At 71.4% G+C, this 13,411-nt stretch carries 12 protein-coding genes; 3 read left to right on the forward strand and 9 right to left on the reverse strand.

The features are described from left to right. The first annotated feature begins 87 nt into the window (after nt 1-87). Nucleotides 88-735 carry a hypothetical protein gene (locus tag ABZY89_RS07755; RefSeq protein WP_355226056.1) on the forward strand — a complete coding sequence of 216 codons (648 nt, stop codon included), beginning with the start codon at nt 88-90 and terminating at the stop codon, nt 733-735. 115 nt (nt 736-850) lie between these two features. Here the strand turns inward: ABZY89_RS07755 and araA are convergent, their stop codons facing one another. The 5 genes from araA to ABZY89_RS07780 all read right to left on the reverse strand — a co-directional run bounded on the left by araA (nt 851) and on the right by ABZY89_RS07780 (nt 6,572). Further along, nucleotides 851-2,377, reverse strand: coding sequence for an L-arabinose isomerase (araA, locus tag ABZY89_RS07760; RefSeq protein WP_355226057.1), 1,527 nt, complete (start codon nt 2,375-2,377; stop codon nt 851-853). Between the two features lie 44 nt (nt 2,378-2,421). Then, nucleotides 2,422-3,111, reverse strand: a complete 690-nt coding sequence (locus tag ABZY89_RS07765; RefSeq protein WP_355226060.1) for an L-ribulose-5-phosphate 4-epimerase — start codon at nt 3,109-3,111, stop codon at nt 2,422-2,424. After that, nucleotides 3,111-4,763, reverse strand: coding sequence for an FGGY-family carbohydrate kinase (locus ABZY89_RS07770; RefSeq protein WP_355226062.1), 1,653 nt, complete (start codon nt 4,761-4,763; stop codon nt 3,111-3,113). Before ABZY89_RS07770 ends, ABZY89_RS07765 begins: the two co-directional genes overlap by 1 nt. A 111-nt stretch (nt 4,764-4,874) precedes the next feature. Continuing rightward, a complete protein-coding gene (locus ABZY89_RS07775) occupies nt 4,875-5,894 on the reverse strand; it encodes a LacI family DNA-binding transcriptional regulator (protein ID WP_355226063.1) in 1,020 nt (339 codons plus the stop codon). Nucleotides 5,895-5,936: 42 nt separating this feature from the next. Continuing rightward, nucleotides 5,937-6,572, reverse strand: a complete 636-nt coding sequence (locus tag ABZY89_RS07780) for an endonuclease (RefSeq protein ID WP_355226065.1) — start codon at nt 6,570-6,572, stop codon at nt 5,937-5,939. Between the two features lie 132 nt (nt 6,573-6,704). On the opposite strand from ABZY89_RS07780, the gene ABZY89_RS07785 reads away from it, so the two are divergent. Together ABZY89_RS07785 and ABZY89_RS07790 are read left to right on the forward strand one after the other, a co-directional pair. Continuing rightward, entirely contained in the window at nt 6,705-7,646 is a 942-nt protein-coding gene (locus ABZY89_RS07785; RefSeq protein ID WP_355226067.1) for an SDR family oxidoreductase, read from the forward strand. Between the two features lie 72 nt (nt 7,647-7,718). Further along, nucleotides 7,719-8,843, forward strand: a complete 1,125-nt coding sequence (locus ABZY89_RS07790; RefSeq protein ID WP_355226068.1) for a glycosyltransferase — start codon at nt 7,719-7,721, stop codon at nt 8,841-8,843. Nucleotides 8,844-8,846: 3 nt separating this feature from the next. Here ABZY89_RS07790 and ABZY89_RS07795 read toward each other — a convergent pair whose 3' ends face one another. The 4 genes from ABZY89_RS07795 to ABZY89_RS07810 are packed head-to-tail and all read right to left on the reverse strand — an operon-like array spanning nt 8,847 to nt 13,384. Beyond that, nucleotides 8,847-10,163 carry a TIGR01777 family oxidoreductase gene (locus tag ABZY89_RS07795; protein WP_355226070.1) on the reverse strand — a complete coding sequence of 439 codons (1,317 nt, stop codon included), beginning with the start codon at nt 10,161-10,163 and terminating at the stop codon, nt 8,847-8,849. A 40-nt stretch (nt 10,164-10,203) separates the two neighbouring features. Beyond that, nucleotides 10,204-10,983: an enoyl-CoA hydratase-related protein gene (locus ABZY89_RS07800; RefSeq protein ID WP_355226072.1), complete on the reverse strand. Its 780-nt coding sequence runs from the start codon at nt 10,981-10,983 to the stop codon at nt 10,204-10,206. Continuing rightward, nucleotides 10,980-12,128 carry an acyl-CoA dehydrogenase family protein gene (locus tag ABZY89_RS07805; RefSeq protein WP_355226073.1) on the reverse strand — a complete coding sequence of 383 codons (1,149 nt, stop codon included), beginning with the start codon at nt 12,126-12,128 and terminating at the stop codon, nt 10,980-10,982. The genes ABZY89_RS07800 and ABZY89_RS07805 overlap by 4 nt, the downstream gene beginning before the upstream one ends. A gap of 23 nt (nt 12,129-12,151) precedes the next feature. Continuing rightward, nucleotides 12,152-13,384, reverse strand: a complete 1,233-nt coding sequence (locus ABZY89_RS07810) for a CaiB/BaiF CoA-transferase family protein (RefSeq protein ID WP_355226074.1) — start codon at nt 13,382-13,384, stop codon at nt 12,152-12,154. Nucleotides 13,385-13,411: the final 27 nt, after the last annotated feature.

Here is a 13,411-nt window from a genome sequence, read left to right on the forward strand (position 1 = left end):
GCCGGGTTCGTGAGGAACGAACGAATCCGTGTCGAGACCAACACAGTCGCGTCGTTCCCTGATTTTAAAGCGCGCTATAATCTGGACATGGGATTCACAGCACTCGCGACGATCACACAGCACGAACCCGAAGAGATCGTCATCGAGATTGTGCCGAGTGGTGACCTGCCCGCATCGGCGCCGGCGACCCCAGCGGAAACGATCACGTCGGCACTGCGTCCGGGCGGGCCCGACCCAGACCCGTTCATCTCTCCTGAACATCGCATCACTTATCTCCTACGAGAGATCGGATGGGCGCCGATCGAGACCGTCGTCGTCGGCTCGCCGTTCGGTGTCGTCCGCGAAACACGGTTCAGAGCGGCCCTCGTCAACCACGAAGGAAGCTCGACCGACTCGGTGCAGGTGAGGAACGACGATGGCGAGCTCCTGGCCGAGCTCGCCGTCTCGAGCACGGCCGCGGACGCTCTCGACCTATCCGGCTGGACGGTCCTGAGCGCCGCCGGCGGAGGGTGGCCCGACGACGCGATCGCCATCGCACCGCGCGATTGGAAGGTCGTGGTCGAACAAGCAAAGGCCGATCGCGAGATCGCGCAACGCGAGGCCTCCCGACGCGACAGCTTCTGGGCAGCCTGCGTACGCGAAGCCATCCTCGACGGCCACACCGCGAAGGATCTCGCGGAGATCGCCGGTGTCTCCGTCCAGCGCATCTACCAGATTCGCGACCGGCGACGATGATCCATTCCCAGGCGATCGTGAACGATTCGTGCACCCGGATCCGCTACTTCGCCGCACGGATCGTGCAGGTGCGCGATCGGTGCACTCACCAAGGTTCGGTGAGTGCACCGATCGCTCAGAGGCCCTGCGCCACGCGATAGAACACCTGGTTCCACCGCACCTGGTCGGCGAAGCCGCGGCGGGTGGTGGACTCGTCGATGACCAGCAGCTCGGTGCGGGCGATGTTGGCGAAGACCTCGAAGGCCTCGATCCCGGCGGCGGTCGACATCACCGTGTGGTGCGCGCCGCCGGCGGTCAGCCAGGCCTCGGCCGAGGTCGCGAAGTCGGGACGCGGCGCCCAGACGGCGCGCGCGACCGGCAGGTTGGGCAGCGCCTGCGTCGGGGGGACGACGTCGACCACGTTGGCGGTCAGCCGGAAGCGGTCGCGCATGTCAGCCAGGGAGACGACCACGGCACCCTCGCCGGCGTCGGCGTCGAAGACCATCCGGACCGGGTCCTCGCGGTCGCCGATCCCGAGCGGGTGGATCTCGACCCGCGGGGTGGAGGTGGTCAGCGAGGGGCAGACCTCGAGCATGTGGGCGCCGAGGATGACCTCCGCGCCGGGGGTGAGGTCGTAGGTGTAGTCCTCCATCAGGGAGGCGCCACCGGGCAGCCCCTCCCCCATCACCTTCGCGGCCCGCACCAGGACCGCGGTCTTCCAGTCGCCCTCGGCGCCGAAGCCGTAGCCCTTGCTCATCAGCCGCTGTACGGCGATGCCGGGGAGCTGGCGCAGGCCGCCGAGGTCCTCGAAGTTGGTGGTGAACGCCTTCGCGTCGCGCTCCACCAGGAACGCCTCCATGGCGATCTCCTGACGAGCGGCGTAGCGCAGCGAGTCGTGGCGCTCGCCGCCCTTGCGGAGCTCGGGGACCACGTCGTAGAGGTCCTCGTACTCGGCGACGAGCGTGTCCACGGCGGCCTCGTCGACGGCCTCGACGGCTGCCACCAGGTCGTTGACGCCCCAGGTGTTGACCGAGACGCCGAAGCGCAGCTCGGCCTCGGTCTTGTCGCCCTCGGTGACCGCGACGTTACGCATGTTGTCGCCGAAGCGGACCAGGTTGAGCCCGTGCGTGGCGGCCCAGCCGGCGGCGCCGCGGACCCAGGTGCCGACGCGGCGGGTGACCGCCGGGTTGGAGACATGGCCGACGACGGTGGTGCGGGCGACGCCGAGGCGGGTGGCGATGTAGGCGTACTCACGGTCGCCGTGGGCCGCCTGGTTGAGGTTCATGAAGTCCATGTCGATCTCCGACCAGGGGAGCTCGACGTTGGCCTGGGTGTGCAGGTGCAGGAGCGGCTTCTGGAGCGCGTCCAGACCGGCGATCCACATCTTGGCCGGGCTGAAGGTGTGCATCCAGGTGATGACGCCGAGGACGTTGTCGTCGGAGTTGGCCTCGAGCATCGCGCGGCGGATCGCCACGGAGTCCTTCAGGACGGGCTTCCACACGACCTTCGCCGGTACGTCCGAGGAGGCGTCGAGGGCGCGGGCGACCTCCTGGGACTGCTCGGCCACCTGACGAAGGGTCTCCTCGCCGTAGAGGTCCTGGCTGCCGGTGAAGAACCAGACCTCGCGGTCGCCATAGGGTTTCGGCTCTGTGGGCTTGCTCATGTGGGGGTCCTTCCAGTGCTGAGATGTGGGTCGGGGCGGGCAGCTCAGTGCTGGCCGTAGACGTTCTGGTAGCGGTCGTAGAGCGAGTCGATGTGGCCCTGGTCGATCGGCAGCGGCTGGCCGAGCTGGCGCGCGATGTGCACCGTGCGGGCGACCTCCTCGCACATCACCGCGGCCTTGACCGCCGAGCGGCCGTCCTTGCCGATGGTGAAGGGACCGTGGTTCCGCATCAGCACCGCGGGGCTGCGGGACTCCCGCAGCGTCTCCACGATGCCGCGCCCGATCGAGTCGTCGCCGATGATCGCGAACGGGCCGACCGGCACCGGTCCGCCGAACTCGTCGGCCATCATCGTGAGCACGCAGGGGATCTCCTCCCCGCGGGCGGCCCAGGCGGTGGCGTAGGTGGAGTGGGTGTGGACCACTCCCCCGACCTCGGGCATGTTGGCATAGACGTACGCATGGGCGGCCGTGTCGGAGGACGGCGACCGCTCGCCCTCGACGAGGTTGCCGGCCAGGTCGCACACGACCATCGCCTCGGCGGTGATGTCCTCGTAGGCGACCCCGGAGGGCTTGATGACCAGCAGGTCCTCACCATCCGGGTTCGGTACGCGCTCGGAGACGTTGCCGGCGGTCCACACGACCAGCTCCCAGCGGGGCAGCTCGGCGTGCAGCGCGGCGACGCGCTCCTTGGCGGCGTCGACGGCGGCGCGAAGAGCGGTGGGGATGCCCGTCATCACTGGTCTCCTTCTTGTACGTCTCGTGCGCTGTCTGCGATGTCTGCGGTGGGGGCGAGCGAGGCCACGGCGGCGCGCTCGATGTCCAGGCCGGCCTCGTAGCGATCGAGGTAGGTCCGGAACCCGGCGAGGTCGGCGGCGTCCGGCTCGACGACCTCGAGGTCGATGTCGCCGAAGACGCGCTCGGCGAGATAGGCGCTCAGGCTGAGGTCGCCCTCGGCCTCGGCGGCCCGGGCGTACGCAGCCAGGACCGCGATCCCCCAGGCACCGCCCTCGCCGGCGGTGCGACCGACGGCGACCGGGGCGCCGATGGCGGCGGCGAGCAGCCGCTGCGCGACGCCCGCGGTGCGGAACAGGCCACCGTGGGCGAACATCGCGTCGATCTGGACGCCCTGGTCGGCGAGTACGCGCATGCCGAGGGCGAGGGTGCCGAAGACGCCGTAGACCTGGGCACGGGCGAAGCCGGCGAGGTCGAGACGGCTGCCGGGGGTGCGTACGAACAGCGGACGGCCCTCGTCGAGGCCGGTGATCGGCTCGCCGGCCAGGTAGTTGTAGGCCAGCAGGCCGCCGCCGTCGGGCGAGCCGTTCAGGGCCGCGGTGAGCAGGGCGCCGAAGACGGCGTCGGGCTCGCAGGGGTGACCGAGCGCGGCGGCGAACTCACCGAAGACCCCGGCCCAGGCGTCGAGCTCGCTGGCACCGTTGTTGCAGTGCACCATCGCGACCGGGTCGCCGGCCGGGGTGGTGACGATGTCGATGGCGTGGTGGACGGTGGCCAGCGGCGCCTCGAGGACGACCATCGCGAAGATCGAGGTGCCGGCGCTGACATTTCCGGTGCGCTTGGCGACAGAGTTGGTGGCGACCATCCCGGTGCCGGCGTCGCCCTCGGGCGGACACAGCGGGATGCCCGGCTGGAGCGTGCCGGTGGGGTCGAGCAGCGCGGCGCCGTCGGGGGTGAGCCGGCCGGCGTCGGCACCTGCCGGGAGGACCTGCGGGAGCAGCCCCTCGACCTGCAGACCAGGACGCTTGGCGGCGGCGAGGTGACCGAGCTGCTCGAGCATCCGCTGGTCGTAGGTCCCGGTGGCCGGGTCGATGGGGAAGACACCGGAGGCGTCGCCGACGCCGAGCACGTGGTTGCCGGTCAGCGCCCGGTGGACGTAGCCCGCGAGCGTGGTCAGCGAGGCGATCTCGGGCAGGTGGGGCTCGTCGTCGAGGATCGCCTGGTAGAGGTGGGCGACCGACCAGCGCAAGGGAATGTTGGTGCCGAAGATCTTCGAGAGCTCGGCGGCGGCGACGGCGGTGTTGGTGTTGCGCCAGGTGCGGAAGGGCACCAGCAGCTCGCCGGCATCGTCGAAGGCAAGGTAGCCGTGCATCATCGCCGAGACCCCGATCGACCCGAACGTGGCCGGGCGGGTGCCGTAGCGGCGCTCGATCTCGTCGCCGAGGGCGGCGACCGCGCCCTGCACGCCGGCCCAGACCGCCTCGAGCGAGTAGGTCCACAGGCCGTCGACGAGCTCGTTCTCCCACAGATGGGAACCGGTCGCGACGGTGGCGTGGTCGGGCCCGATCAGGCACGCCTTGATGTTGGTGGAGCCCAGCTCGATGCCGAGCGCGGTCTCTCCGAGGTCAGGCAGGTGCCCTGCTCGCTGCGTCATCACGGCTCCGTTTCTGCCCGACGGCTCGGGGTGGGGTTCGAGGCGATGTGAACGCTAACATATGACGAGCGGGTTACCGACGTGTTCCTGGCAGAGCTCTGTGTGGAAGGGCTAGTCGCGCGGGTGCGGCGCGGCCGAGGAACGCACGACCAGCTCAGGCGCCAGCAGCGGCGGCACCTCGACGGTCCCCTCGGCGATGGCCGTGATGGCCACCTCGACCGCGAGCTCGCCCAGCGAGGCGAAGTCCTGCCGGACGGTGGTCAGTGGCGGCCAGAGGTACGCGGCGTCCGGGACGTCGTCGAAGCCGACGACGCTCACGTCCTGCGGGACCCGGCGGCCGGCCTCGTGCAGCGCGCGGATCACGCCGAGCGCCATCGAGTCGTTGGCCGCGAAGACCGCGGTGACCGAGGGGTCCCGGGCGATCTGGGCCCCGGCCTCGTAACCGCTCTTGCTCGACCAGTCCCCGAAGATCTCGGGCCCGGGCTCCACATCACTGTCCCGGAGCGCGGCCAGCCACCCCTCCCGGCGCTGCCGGGCGTCGATCCAGCCGACCGGACCGGCCACGTGGGCGATGTTGCGGTGGCCGATGTCCAGCAGATACTGCGTGGCCAGCACGGCTCCGGCGTGCTGGTCGATCCCCACCGAGCGCACTCCCGCCGGCGGGTCGCTGTGGATCATCACGACCTCGACCGTCTCCGTGAGCTGGGCGACCAGGTCCTCGAACGACTGGTGCGAGACGCCGAGGAGCACGGCCTCGACCGCGTCGTCGAGCAGCGCCTCGATCGCCCGCTCCGCCGACGTCGCCTCCAGGTGCGGCACCGGGCTCAGGATGATGTCGTAGCCGGCCCGCTGACCGGCCTGGTGGACCGAGGCGGCCAGCGTGCCCGGCCCATAGAGGTGCGGCTGGGTGTAGAGGAGGCCCAGCCGTCCCGACTTCCGTGTCACCAGAGCACGCGCCGACTTGTTGCGCCGGTAGCCCAGCTCGTCGATCGCCGCCAGCACCCGGTCGCGGGTGTCGCCGCGTACGGCGTCGGAGCCGTTGACGACGCGGGACACGGTCTGGTGCGAGACCCCTGCCAGGGCCGCGACATCTGCCATGCTCGGCGCGTTCTTCGACTCCCCGTTGACCATGCGGTGATCCTAAGCGGCATCACCGCGCACAGCGGGACTGCCTCAGGTCTCCTCGAGCTCGGGAAGTCCGTGACGTGCTCGAGTGAGCGCCGCGGCGAGCGGGGCACAGCGTCCACCGGGGGCCAGCGAAGCGAGCTCTTCCGGGTCGTCAGGCAGGCCCAGGTCGCGAGCCTGGTCGAGGAGCGGGCCGTCGAGGAAGGGCGACAGCTCGGGCCACACGTCCTGCACCTCACGGCAGAAGATCCGGGCGCCCACCGGGCCGATGCGGGGCGAGTCGGTGAGTGCGTCGATCAACGCGTCGACATCGTCGGGCGAGGTCGGGCGGAGCCGGCGCAGATCGCCGCGACAGGTCTCCAGCAGCCACTGCGCCTGCTCTTCGAGCTTGGTCGCGGTGCCCTCGTCGTAGCGGCGGTAGTGGGCCCGGCCGAGGGCATCCACCCGCTGCTGCCAGGTCGAGTCGAGCAGCCGGTGCGGCGTACGCCATCCGGCGGCCGACAGCTCCCGGGCCGCGGCGACCGCGATGTCGGTCGAGATCCGGGTCGAGGAGAGCATGGCCAGAACGAGGAGGCGGTACAGCGGGGACGGCTTGTCCCGGAGCCGGATGCCGGCCTCCTCGGCGTACGTCGTGCCGCCGGCGTCCAGCAGACGCCGCACCACGTCGCGGTCCCGTTTGCTCACCCTGTCGACGTACCCGCCGCGGGCCGGGCCCATGCGCTGCCGTCGCAGGCTGGGATCGGCAGACCCTGGATAGATGCTGGTGGGCGACCGAGGATGGATCCGACCGAAGAGCCACTCTCCAGGAGCAGACCGATGCCACGTCGACCCATCGACATCACGATCCCCGACCTGTCCGGCAAGCGAGCCCTGGTCACCGGGGCCAGCGACGGCATGGGCCTGGTGATGGCCACCCGGCTGGCGGCGGCCGGGGCCGAGGTCGTGATGCCGGTACGCAACGCCGGCAAGGGCGAGAAGGCGCTGGCCACGATCCGCGGACACGTCCTGGAGGCCCGGATCTCGCTGCGCGACCTCGACCTGTCCTCGCTGTCGTCGGTGGCGGCGCTCTCCGAGACGCTGCTGGGCGAGGACCAGCCGTTCCACCTGATGATCAACAACGCCGGCGTGATGACACCGCCGGAGCGGCAGACGACTGCCGACGGGTTCGAGCTCCAGTTCGGCACCAACCATCTCGGCCACTTCGCCCTCGTCGCCCGGATCCTGCCGCTGCTGCGAGCCGGGCAGGCCCGGGTGACGTCCCAGGTCAGCGTCGCCGCCAGGCGCGGCGCGGTCAACTGGGAGGACCCCAACTGGGAGCAGAGCTATGAGGACATGAAGGCCTACAGCCAGTCCAAGATCGCCCTCGGTCTCTTCGGGCTCGAGCTGGACCGGCGCAGCCGGTCCAACGGATGGGGCATCACCAGCAACCTCTCCCACCCCGGCGTCGCGCCGACCAACCTGCTGGCTGCTCGCCCTGAGATCGGCCGCACGACGGACACCCTCTCCGTACGCATGATCCGCTGGCTCTCGGCCCGCGGGATCCTCCTCGGCACCCCCGAGACCGCCGCCCTACCCGCGCTGCTGGCCGCCACCTCGCCCGAGGCAACCGGTGGCCGGCTGTACGGCCCCAGCGGGCCCGGGCACCTCGGCGGCGCCCCCGCCGAGCAGGCGCTCTACCGACCGCTGGTCGCCGAGGACGCCGCCCGGCTGTGGGAGATCTCCGAGAGCCTCACCAGGACCGCTCTCCCGACATCCTGACCCGGCGGCGCGGGAGCCTTATGCTGCCGTCGTTCTCGGGCGCGGCCCGATGTCCATAGAACGGAGCCATGGATGCGCGTGCTGTTGTCGACGTACGGGTCGCGAGGAGACGTCGAGCCGATGGTGGCGCTCGCGGTGCAGCTGCAGCGGCGGGGCGCGGAGGTGCGGATGTGCGCGCCGCCGGACGAGGAGTTCGTCGACCTGCTGGCGCGAGAGGGTGTGCCGCACGTGCCCTTCCTGAAGCCGTGGCGGTCCTGGAAGCGGCCGCCGACGTCCGAGGAGCGTCACCAGCGGGTGACCGACTTCATCACGGCGCAGTACGACACCGTGGCCGAGGCCGCTGCGGGCTGCGACGTGGTCGTGGCGACCGCGATGTCGCAGTTCGTCGCACCCTCGGTCGCCGAGGCGCGAGGCATCCCCTACCACTTTGTCCTCTTCTGCCCGGACGTCGTCGACGGCCTGGACGGGCGCGGCTTCAACGAGCTGTTCAAGGAGCCGATCGACGCCCATCGGCTCTCGATCGGGCTGCCGTCGGTCAGCGACGTCACCGAGTTCATGTTCACCACTCGTCCCCTCCTCGCGGCCGATCCCACCCTCGGCCCGTGGCACGGGACCTCCAGCCTCGACGTCGTGCAGACCGGCGCCTGGATGCTCGAGGACGACCGGCCGCTCCCGGCCGACCTGCTGGGCTTCCTCGACGCCGGGCAGGAGCCCGTGTACGTCGGGTTCGGCAGCATGCGCACGGTCGGCGAGGAGAGCGTGCGGGTCGCGGTCGAGGCCATCCGCGCCCACGGCCGGCGCGTGGTCATCGGGCGCGGATGGGCAGGGCTGGATGTCATCGACGGTCGCGACGACTGCTTCGTCGTCGGCGAGGTCAATCACCAGCGACTCTTCGGCCGGGCCGCCGCCGTCGTCCACCACGGCGGCGCGGGCACCATGACGACGGCCTACCGGGCCGGTGCCCCGCAGGTGGTGGTGCCGCAGGCCGGCGATCAGACCTACTGGGCCGGGCGGGTGGCCGCGCTCGGCATCGGGGTCGCCCACGACGGCGCCGCACCGACGGTCGAGTCGCTCACCGCCGCTCTCGGCGCCGCGTTGGCGCCCGAGGTCCGCGCGCGGGCGACAACGCTGGCTGCCGCGGCCCGGGTCGACGGAGCTTCCGTGGCCGCGGACCTGCTGCTCAGCGGCGAGGCCTGACCCTCACCGTCCCAGTACGTGACGCAGTGCCGCCTCCAGCGTGGGGTGGCGGAACTCGTGGCCGGCGAGCGCGACCGGTTCGACCCGCTGGCTCGCCAGCGCCAGCTCCTCGGCACCCTCCTTGCCGAGCAGGAGCCGTGGGCCGAAGGTCGGCGTGGGCAGGATCGCGGGCCGGTGGAGCACGTGCGCGAGAGTCTGGGCGTAGACCCGGCCGGTGACCGGTTCGGGAGCGACCGCATTGACCGGTCCCACGAGGGTCTCGTCGAGGACAGCGCGGTGGTAGACGTCGACCAGATCGTCGATGCCGATCCAGCTCAGCCACTGCTCGCCGCTCCCGAGCCGGCCACCCAGGCCGGCCGCGAACAGCGGGCGCTGGAGCCGCAACGGTCCCCCAGCGGGGGTCTGCACGATCCCGGTCCGCACGTTCACCACGCGTGGCCCGTCCACCCGGCTCGCCGCCTCCCAGTCGGCGACCAGGTCGGCGAGGAAGCCCGTGCCCCGCGCCGAGGTCTCGGTGAGGACCTCGTCGCCTCGGTCGGCGCCGTAGATCCCGATCGCGGAGGCGCTGACGAAGGTGCGTACGCCGCTGCGGGCCGCCGCCTCGGCGAGCTGTCGGGTCGGCTCGATCCGGGAGTCGCGGATGGCCGCCTTGTGCGCCGCGGTGAAGCGGCCCGCGATGGACGCACCGGCCAGATGGACTACCGCGTCCACGCCGTCGAGCAGGTCCGAGCCGGGAGCAGACGGATCCCAGCGGCGCTCCCCCTCCCCTGCAGGCGCATGCCGGACCAGCCGGATCACCCGATGACCACCGGTGGTGAGGAACGGGACCAAGGCGCGCCCGACGGTCCCGCTCGAGCCGGTGACCGCGACGGTGAGCGACCTGCCCGCGGCGTACGTCCTGTGGTGGGCGGCGAGGTCGGCGGCCAGCTGAGCGTGGCGGTAGCCGAGCGTCCGGTCTACCATCCGCCCGAGCACGTTCGTCTCGACCCGGTCGGTGACCAGCGTGGCGTCGCCGTCGGCGGCGAACTCGTGCCGGTGGGTCCACGTCAGCGGCCGCAGCGAGGCGAGCCGGTCGGTGAACAGGTGCGGCGGGTCGAAGGCGTCAGGATCGTGACGGGCCACCCAGTCCACACCGCGGCCGAGCGAGATCACCGCCGTCCCGTCGGCGAGGTCGGTCGCCTCCACCCGCACCTCGCCCGGCGTCCACGGCGGCGTCAGCCGGCAGATCGCCCCCGGGCGCCGATGCCACCCGAAGACCTCCTCGACCGGCGCCTCGACGCGCGTCGTCAACGTGTGGACCCGGACCAGCGGGGACGTCATGTCTGAAGCCTCGCGCGGATCGACCGGACCTACAACCCGCTCAGGCGCTGATGAAGTCCGGCCTCCGGCGTTCGAGGAATGCGGCCCGACCTTCGGCGAACTGCCGGCCGCCGAGCAGGTCGACCTGGAGGTCGGCCTCGGCCGCGAGCACGCCGTCGAGGCTCTGGTCGGGCTGGATGAGGATGCGCCGGGTGCCGGCGATCATCGGCGCCGAGAGCTCGGCCAGCCGCGAGGCCAGCTCGACCGCGTGGTCGAGGGCGGTGCCGTCGTCGACGACGGTCTCGACCGCTCCGATCCGCTCGGCCTCGGCCGCGTCGAAGGTGCGTACGGTCAGGAGCAGCTCGCGCGCTCTCCCCTGCCCGACGCGCCGCGGGAGCGTATAGGCGAGCCCGGTGTCGGGGCCGAGCCCGATCCTCCCGAAGGACGTCGAGAAGGTCGCCGAGCGGCCGGCGACGACGAGGTCGCAGGCGGCTGCCAGCGCGAGGCCGAGCCCGTATGCGCCGCCCTCGACCGCGGCGATGACCGGCCGGTCGCCGGTGACCAGCTGACGTACGACGGCGTTGACGACCTCGAGCCGCTGCCGGGCGACGTCGCGGTCCTGCGACATCGACCGGATGTCGCCGCCCGCGGAGAACACCGAGCCCGCGCCGGTCAGGACGACGGCGCGCGCCTCCTGGTCGGCAGCCCGGAGCGCGGTGAGCAGGTCCAGCCGGTCGGCGAGGTCGAGCGCGTTGCGACGCTCGGGACGGTCGAGGGTGAGGATCCGGACGTGGCCACGGTCCTCGACCCGGACCGCTCCGGTCCGCGGCTCCTCGCTCACCCCTGGAACTCCTTGACCATCTGCTTGGCGATGATGAGCTTCTGGATCTCGCTGGTGCCCTCGTAGAGCCGGAACAGCCGCGCGTCGCGGTAGAACCGCTCGACCGGCACCTCGCGCATGTAGCCGAGGCCGCCGTGGATCTGGACCGCGCGGTCGGCGATCCGGTCGACCGCCTCGGTGCAGAACAGCTTGCACAGCGACGGCGCCGTCCGCCGGTCGCTGCCGTCGTCCCAGCTGCGGGCGGCCTCGAGCACCATCGCGCGACCGGCGTACGCCTCGGTCCGGCTCTCGGCGAGCATCGCCTGGATCAGCTGGAACTCGGCCAGCTTCTGGCCACCTTGGCTGTTGGTCGTGGCGTGGCGCAGGCTCTCCTCGATCAGCCGGTCCGCCAGGCCGACGGTCAGTGCCGCGATGTGCAGCCGGCCCTTGGCCAGCGATCGCATCGCCGCGGAGAAGCCCTCACCCTCGACCTCGCCGACCAGGTTCTCGGCGGGCACGCGGACACCGTCGAGGAAGATCTCCGACGTCACCGCACCGCGCTGGCCCATCTTGTGGTCCTTCGGACCGATGGTCACGCCGGGGGTGTCGGTCGGCACCACGAACACCGAGATGTTCTTCGCGCCCTCGTCGACGTCGCCGGTGCGGGCGAACACCATCAGCAGGTCGGCCCAGATCGCGTTGGTGATGAAGCGCTTCTGCCCGTTGATGACGTACTCGTCGCCCTCGCGGACCGCGCGCGTGCGCAGGCCGCTCGGGTCGGAGCCGGCCTCGGGCTCGGTGAGCGCGAACGAGGCCACCAGCTCACCGCTGGCCAGCCCGGGCAGGTACTGCTGCTTCTGCCGCTCGGTGCCGCAGTTGACCAGCACCTGACCGGCGATGCCGTTGTTGGTGCCGAACATCGAGCGGAACGACGGCGTGGTCCAGCCGAGCTCCATCGCCAGCCGGACCTCCTCGGACATGGTGAAGCCGAGACCGCCGTACTCCTCGGGGATGGCATAACCGAACAGCCCCATGGCCGCGGCCTGCTGCCGGAGCCGGTCGGGGATCTGGTCGGTCTCCTCGATCTCGTCCTCGGCCGTGACGACCTCCTTGCGGACGAACGCGCGGACGGCGTCGAGGATCGACGTGAACTCGTCGGGCTCCATGGGTGCTCCTTCGTGCGGGCGGGTCAAGGGGTGGGAACAGGTACGTCGGTGGGCCGGCCGACCACGCCGTCGGCGGCCAGCCGATCGATCGCGGCGGCATCGAGACCGAGCTCGGCGAGCACGACATCGGTGTGGGCACCGAGCTCCGGGATCGCCCCCATCGGCAGCTCGACGTCGCGGAACGTCATCGGAGGCAGTACGCCGCGGACCGGCCCGGCAGGAGTGTCGACCTCGCGCCACCGGTCGCGACCGGCTAGCTGCGGGTGCTCGACCAGGCCGGACATGTCGTTGATCTGGGCGGCCGGAACACCGGCGGCGGCGAGCCGGGCGTCGAGGTCGGCGGTGGCGAAGCCACGGGTGTGCTCGGCGACGACCGCGTCGCACTCCTCGCGGTGGGCGACCCGCAGCGGGTTGGTGGCCAGCCGTGGATGGTCGACGAGATCGGGCCGCTCGAAGACGTCGGTCACCAGCGCCCGCCAGCCGCGGTCGTTCTGGACGCCGATCAGGATCTCCCCGTCGGCGGTCGGGTAGGAATCATAGGGCGCGATCGAGGCGTGGCTGAGCCCCATCCTCGGCACCTGGCGGCCGCCGTACATCTGCATGTACATCGGGTGCCCGAGCCACTCGACCGTCGCGTCGAACATCGACACGTCGACGATGCCGCCCCTGCCGGTGCGCTCGCGGCGGAACAGGGCCGCGACGATCGCCTGGCTCGTGTAGAGGCCGGCGGCGATGTCGGCGCTGGGGACGCCGGTCTTGGTCGCCGTCTCCGGGGTGCCCGTGACCGAGATCAGCCCGGACTCGGCCTGGATCAGCATGTCGTACGCCTTCCGGTCCCGCAGCGGGCCGCCGGTGCCGTAGCCGGAGATGCCGGCGACGACGAGGCGGGGGTGCCGTTCGGCGAGCTCCTCGGCACCGAGCCCGAGCCGCTCGGCGGCACCGGGGGCGGCGTTCTGCAGGAACACGTCGGCGCGGGCGACCAGCTGTCGAGCGAGCTCGGCGCCATCGGGCGACTTGAGGTCGAGCGCCACGGACTCCTTGCCGCGGTTGAGCCAGACGAAGTGCGAGGCGAGGCCGTGCACCGCATGGTCGTAGTTGCGGGCGAAGTCACCCTCGCCCACCCGCTCCAGCTTGATCACGCGAGCACCGAGGTCCGCGAGGTGACGGGTGGCGAGCGGGGCCGCGACGGCCTGCTCGAGGGCGACCACGGTGATGCCCTCCAGCGGCAGCAGGTCGATGGCCATGTCGGTGGTCATGCAGAAAGCATCCCGCGACTTCTTATG

Origin of the sequence: Nocardioides sp. NPDC006303 (genome assembly GCF_040613175.1) — a bacterium.
Taxonomy (GTDB): domain Bacteria; phylum Actinomycetota; class Actinomycetes; order Propionibacteriales; family Nocardioidaceae; genus Nocardioides.

Bases quoted from the DNA above. Each gene is read 5' to 3' on its own strand.
- ABZY89_RS07755 (WP_355226056.1), top strand. From the start codon at position 88: ATGGGATTCACAGCACTCGCGACGATCACACAGCACGAACCCGAAGAG.
- araA (WP_355226057.1), bottom strand. From the start codon at position 2,377: ATGAGCAAGCCCACAGAGCCGAAACCCTATGGCGACCGCGAGGTCTGG.
- ABZY89_RS07765 (WP_355226060.1), bottom strand. From the start codon at position 3,111: ATGACGGGCATCCCCACCGCTCTTCGCGCCGCCGTCGACGCCGCCAAG.
- ABZY89_RS07770 (WP_355226062.1), bottom strand. From the start codon at position 4,763: ATGACGCAGCGAGCAGGGCACCTGCCTGACCTCGGAGAGACCGCGCTC.
- ABZY89_RS07775 (WP_355226063.1), bottom strand. From the start codon at position 5,894: ATGGTCAACGGGGAGTCGAAGAACGCGCCGAGCATGGCAGATGTCGCG.
- ABZY89_RS07785 (WP_355226067.1), top strand. From the start codon at position 6,705: ATGCCACGTCGACCCATCGACATCACGATCCCCGACCTGTCCGGCAAG.
- ABZY89_RS07790 (WP_355226068.1), top strand. From the start codon at position 7,719: ATGCGCGTGCTGTTGTCGACGTACGGGTCGCGAGGAGACGTCGAGCCG.
- ABZY89_RS07795 (WP_355226070.1), bottom strand. From the start codon at position 10,163: ATGACGTCCCCGCTGGTCCGGGTCCACACGTTGACGACGCGCGTCGAG.
- ABZY89_RS07805 (WP_355226073.1), bottom strand. From the start codon at position 12,128: ATGGAGCCCGACGAGTTCACGTCGATCCTCGACGCCGTCCGCGCGTTC.
- ABZY89_RS07810 (WP_355226074.1), bottom strand. From the start codon at position 13,384: ATGACCACCGACATGGCCATCGACCTGCTGCCGCTGGAGGGCATCACC.